Source organism: uncultured Thiodictyon sp. (genome assembly GCF_903828115.1).
GTDB lineage: Bacteria > Pseudomonadota > Gammaproteobacteria > Chromatiales > Chromatiaceae > Thiodictyon.
In genome coordinates this window covers 1-4,974 of record NZ_CAIKKU010000114.1, presented here as the reverse complement: position 1 = coordinate 4,974, position 4,974 = coordinate 1, and the positions used below count along the sequence as shown (strand labels likewise).

The 4,974-nt window shown below is 63.3% G+C and carries 3 protein-coding genes; all 3 read left to right on the top strand.

Annotated features, from left to right (window positions below):
* Nucleotides 1-284: 284 nt before the first annotated feature.
* The 3 genes from QZY48_RS04130 to QZY48_RS04120 all read left to right on the top strand — a co-directional run bounded on the left by QZY48_RS04130 (nt 285) and on the right by QZY48_RS04120 (nt 4,620).
* Complete coding sequence (locus tag QZY48_RS04130; protein ID WP_295428085.1) at nt 285-1,400, top strand: choloylglycine hydrolase family protein; 1,116 nt, start codon at nt 285-287, stop codon at nt 1,398-1,400.
* 169 nt (nt 1,401-1,569) lie between these two features.
* On the top strand, nt 1,570-2,016 hold the full coding sequence (locus QZY48_RS04125; RefSeq protein WP_295428082.1) for a hypothetical protein: 447 nt from the start codon (nt 1,570-1,572) through the stop codon (nt 2,014-2,016).
* A 99-nt stretch (nt 2,017-2,115) separates the two neighbouring features.
* Complete coding sequence (locus QZY48_RS04120) at nt 2,116-4,620, top strand: PAS domain-containing protein (protein ID WP_295428080.1); 2,505 nt, start codon at nt 2,116-2,118, stop codon at nt 4,618-4,620.
* Nucleotides 4,621-4,974: the final 354 nt, after the last annotated feature.

Genomic DNA, 4,974 nt, shown 5'->3' with positions numbered 1-4,974 from the left:
CTGAAGCCGCTCCCACGCACCCCTTTCATCGCGCGGGATGGCTGGTGTTGCTGCCATGACCGTTGGCCGGTCCGGCGGGCAGGCGCCACTGATTTCTCTTGGATATGTCGGCAACCGCCACCGGCTAAAGCCTCGACCTCCGGTTGTGAACGGACCGCTACCGGCCGGAACCATGATCAAGGCCCGAACGGGTCACTCGATCTCAAGCAATTGGATCCAGACCCGTCTATTCTCTATGGTCTGTTGCTGCCCTTGCCCCTTGCCCCTTGCCCGGAGAAACCTGTATGTCCCGACAGTTCATCGCCCGCACCGCCCTTGCCGCACTCGCCGCCGGCGCCATCGCCGTCCTGGCGGCCCCCGCATCGGCCTGCACCACGTTCCGCATCCAGTCGCAGGACGGGGCCTGGCTGGTCGCCCGCTCGATGGAGTTCGGGCAGGACCTCAAGAGCGAGGTGATGCTGGTCCCGCGCGGTTACCGGCTCACCACGACCCGCCCCGACCTCAAGCCCGGCATGGGCTGGGAGGTCAAGCACGGCTTCCTCGGCATCAACGCCTTCGGGCTGGACCTGGCGCTCGACGGGATGAATGAGGCGGGGCTGTCGGTGGGCGTGCTCTACATCCCCGGTTTTGTCGAGTATCAGCCGTTCCCGCCCGACGGCAGGCATGCGGTCTCCAACTTCGAGTTCGGCAACTGGGTGCTGAGCCAGTTCGCGACCGTGGGCGAGGTGCGCGAGGCGCTTGCCAAGGTCGCCGTCTACGACCTCGACCTGCCCCCGAGCGGCCGGCAACCGCTCCACTGGTCCATCGCCGACGCCCAGGGGGGTGCCATGGTGGTCGAGTACGTGGGCGGCAAGCTGCACCTCCATGACAATCCGATCGGTGTCCTGACCAACTCCCCGACGTTCGATTGGCACCAGACGAACCTGCGCAACCACCTCAACCTCACGAGCATCAACGTCGATGCGCTCAAGCTCGGGTCGGTTGAGGTCCTGCCGCTCGGTCAGGGTACGGGGCTCCTCGGGCTGCCGGGTGACTACACCCCGCCCAGCCGCTTCGTGAAGGCGACCGCGCTCGCCTATGCGGCGCTCCCGGTGGCGACGGCGCCGGAGGCGGCGAACCTCGCCTTCCATATCCTGAACGCGGTCGACATCCCCCTGGGCGCGATCGTGGGGAAGGTCCCGTCGCCGACCGGCGGCGCGCCCACGCTGTCCTATGACCGCAGCGAGTGGGCGACCGTCTATGACCTCAAGCACCGGATCACCTATTTTCGGACCTATGGCGACCTGAACATCCGCAAGCTCGATCTCACCCGCTTCGACTTCGGCGGCAAGGCCATCGTGCACGTTCCTATGCCGACGACGATGCAGGCCCAGGACGTGACACCGGCGGCGGGCAACTAGGTTCGGCGCCTGACGGCCTGGGTTGGTGCCCAGGCTTGCAGACGGCAATCGGCGTGTGGCTGCGCGACTTGCACGGTGACGCCTGCGGCGGACTTGCAGTCCACTTTACGGCCTCGCTGGAACAGCGGACAATCCCCGGTCGGGGAGTTTTTATTGTGGGGTCGACAAGATGAACGACACCTTGAATAAAATCAAGGCAGAAGCGCAGCGCCGCCGGGAGTCCGAGGCGATGAGGAGGGCGTCGTCGATGGATCTGGCGCAGCGCCGAAGTGCGGCGGCGATGCCGCTGTTCAAGGCGTTCAGCGATATCGAACACGCCTTTGTGCGGATCGATGTGCTCAAGCGCATCTGGCCTGAGGACTATCAACGTCGTTCCGACCGGGCGCGCGGACTGGTCGCGGGGTTTCTCGGCGGCGAGCCGCACCCCTACGGTCTGAGCTTGCACATTCCCGGCGGCAAGGCCACCTTTGAGGTGGAACTGACCTGGGATGGCAAGATCCTTTATGTGAGTTCGCGTGAAGTCAGCGGCTTGCGGCCGTGGGTCTCGAAGGTTGAGCAGCCCGAGCCCTGGCTGGAGGACTTCTGCCAGACCATGGCAACGCTGCTGGAGTTGTGATTCATGCCGGTCTCAAGCCAATAGAGAAGCTGGCTCAGTTGGCGGGCCAGGCCCTTTTCCTTTACCCTGTCGGGTCGAGTTCAGCCCGCGGAGGTGTCCATGCCCAGCGATGTGTCGCCGGTCCCGGCGGAGGACCCCGGGGACTATTTCCGGTTGGTGACCGACACGATCACCGAGGTCTTCTGGATGGCGGACGTGGCCACCAAGCGGACCTTCTATGTCAGTCCGGCCTACGAGCGGATTTGGCAGCGCCCGGTGGCCGAACTCTATGCGAACCCACGCTCCTTCATCGCTTCCATTCACCCTGACGACCGTGACGCCTTTCTGGCGGAACTGACCAAGAAGGAGCAATCGGTCGCGTTTGATCATGAATACCGGATCCTGCGGCCGGATGGTTCCATCCGCTGGATTTGGGATCGTGGTTTCCCGGTCGTCGAGTCCGACGGGCGGATCAGCCGCTACGTCGGTCTGGCGCGGGACATCACCGAGCGCAAACAGGCCGAGGCCGTGCAGGCATTCTTGGCCCAGAGCGCCAGCGCGGTGCTGGAGCCGTCATTCTTTCATTCCCTGGCACGCTTTCTGGCGGCAAACCTGGGCCTGTTCTATGTCTGCATCGATCGTCTCGAAGGCGATGGATTGAATGCGCGCACCCTGGCCGTCTGGTGCGATGGACAGTTCGAGGACAATGTGACCTACGCCCTGAAGGACACGCCCTGCGGAGAGGTCGTGGGCCGGCAGGTCTGTTGCTTCCCCGCCCGCGTGTGCGAGTGCTTCCCGCGCGACCAAGTGCTCCAGGACCTGGGGGCGGAGAGTTACATCGGCGCCACGCTCTGGAACCATGCCGGGGCGCCGATCGGCCTGATCGCGCTGATCGGGAGGGCGCCGCTGACCAACCGACCACTCGTTGAAAACATCCTGAAGCAGGTGGCGATCCGTGCGGCGGGTGAATTGGAGCGGCTCTTGGTGGAAGAGGCGCTGCGCGAGAGCGAACAGCATTACCGCACCCTGGCCAACAGCGGTTCGACGCTGATCTGGACTTCGGACGTGAACAACCAATGCAACTATGTCAACGAGCCCTGGACGCGGTTTACCGGGCGATCGTTGGAGCAGGCGCGCGGCCACGGCTGGACCGATGTCATACATCCGGGGGACCTGGAGCGGTGCGGGCCGATGTTTGCAGACGCATTCGCTCGCCGCCAACCCTTCAGCATGGACTATCGGGTGCGTCATGTCGACGGTTCCTGGCGTTGGCTGCGCGACGACGGCAATCCGCGCTATGACAGTCAGGGGGCCTTTCTCGGGTATATCGGTTATTGCATCGACATCACCGAACAGCGGGCGGTGAGCGATGAACTGGAGCGCTACCGCCAACACCTGGAAGACCTGGTGGAGGAGCGCACCCGGCAACTGGTGATCGCCAAGGAGGCGGCCGAAACGGCCAATATCGCCAAGAGCGCCTTCCTCGCCAACATGTCGCATGAGATCCGCACCCCACTCAATGCCATTACCGGGTTGGCCTATCTGATCAAACGCTCCGGGGTCACCCCCCAGCAAGCGGAGCGGCTCGACCGGGTCGATGTCGCCGGGCGCCACCTGCTGGACATCGTCGATGCCGTGCTGGATCTCTCCAAGATCGAGGCCGGCAAGTTCGCCGTCAATGAGGCAGCGGTCGATGTCGGCAGCCTCGTGGGCACTGTCGCAGCACTCATGGCGGAGCGTGCACGGGCCAAGGGACTCAAGTTTGCCCTTGACATTCAGGTGCCGCCCCGGCCGCTGCTGGGTGATGCCACCCTGCTCCAACAGGCGCTGCTCAACTATGCCGCCAACGCGATCAAGTTCACCGACACCGATCCCGCCGGCGACATCGGCACCGACACCATCAGGCTGCGCGCCCTCACCATCGACGAAGACCCCGACAGCGTGCTGTTGCGTTTCGAGGTGCATGATCGGGGCATTGGCATCGCCCCGGCGAGCCTGCCCAAGCTCTTTTGCGCCTTCGAGCAAGGCGATACCTCGATCACCCGCAAATACGGCGGCACCGGGTTGGGGCTCGCCATCACCAAGCGGCTGGCCCGGTTGATGGGGGGCGAGGCCGGGGTGATCAGTACCCTGGGCCTGGGCAGCACCTTCTGGTTCACGGCGCGACTGAAGAAGGGTGCGAGCGCGATTGCTACGGCGTCCCCCTTGACGCCCGACGCCGCCGAGGCCTTATTGAGCCGGAACTTCAGCGGCCGCCGGATATTGCTGGCCGAGGACGAGCCCGTCAATCGTGAGGTGGCACGGGCGCTGCTCTGCGATCTGGGGCTGCTGGTCGACCTGGCCGAGGATGGCGTGCAGGCCGTGGAACTGGCCCACCGTAATGATTATGACCTGATCCTGATGGACATGCAGATGCCCAACCTGGATGGATTGGAGGCCACCCGGCGGATTCGCCGCCTTTCCAACTGCACCGCGGTGCCGATCCTGGCCGTGACCGCCAATGTGTTCGCCGAAGACCAGGCACGCTGTTTCCAGGCCGGGATGAACGACTTCATCTCCAAACCGCTCGTGCCGGAGTCGCTGTTCGCGACCTTGCTGAAGTGGTTGGAGCGAACCGCGGCCTGAGAGGGCGATGCCCAAGCGCCCTCGTTACGTCGGCGCCGTCAGCTAGACTCGTAGGGTGGACAAGCGCAGCGCAGTCCACCAATACCGGCTGTGCACCCTCGTTACGCCGCACCCGTCAGCTTAACCGGAGGTGTTAAGTACTTCAAGTGAAATATTTGTAGGCGCCAATAATTGCAAGTCATTGATTTAAAAGAAATATAAATAATTAAGCGCTCATAGCGAATATATTGATGTACTTAACTGTTGTTTGATTCTTATTTATTATTATCTATAATTGCTCGCGTGAGCAAAACTTACCGCATCAACGAGTTCGCGAAACGGATCGGGAAAGCGCCCTCGACGATCCGGCGTTGG

Bases quoted from the DNA above. Each gene is read 5' to 3' on its own strand.
- QZY48_RS04125 (WP_295428082.1), top strand. From the start codon at position 1,570: ATGAACGACACCTTGAATAAAATCAAGGCAGAAGCGCAGCGCCGCCGG.
- QZY48_RS04120 (WP_295428080.1), top strand. From the start codon at position 2,116: ATGCCCAGCGATGTGTCGCCGGTCCCGGCGGAGGACCCCGGGGACTAT.
- QZY48_RS04130 (WP_295428085.1), top strand. From the start codon at position 285: ATGTCCCGACAGTTCATCGCCCGCACCGCCCTTGCCGCACTCGCCGCC.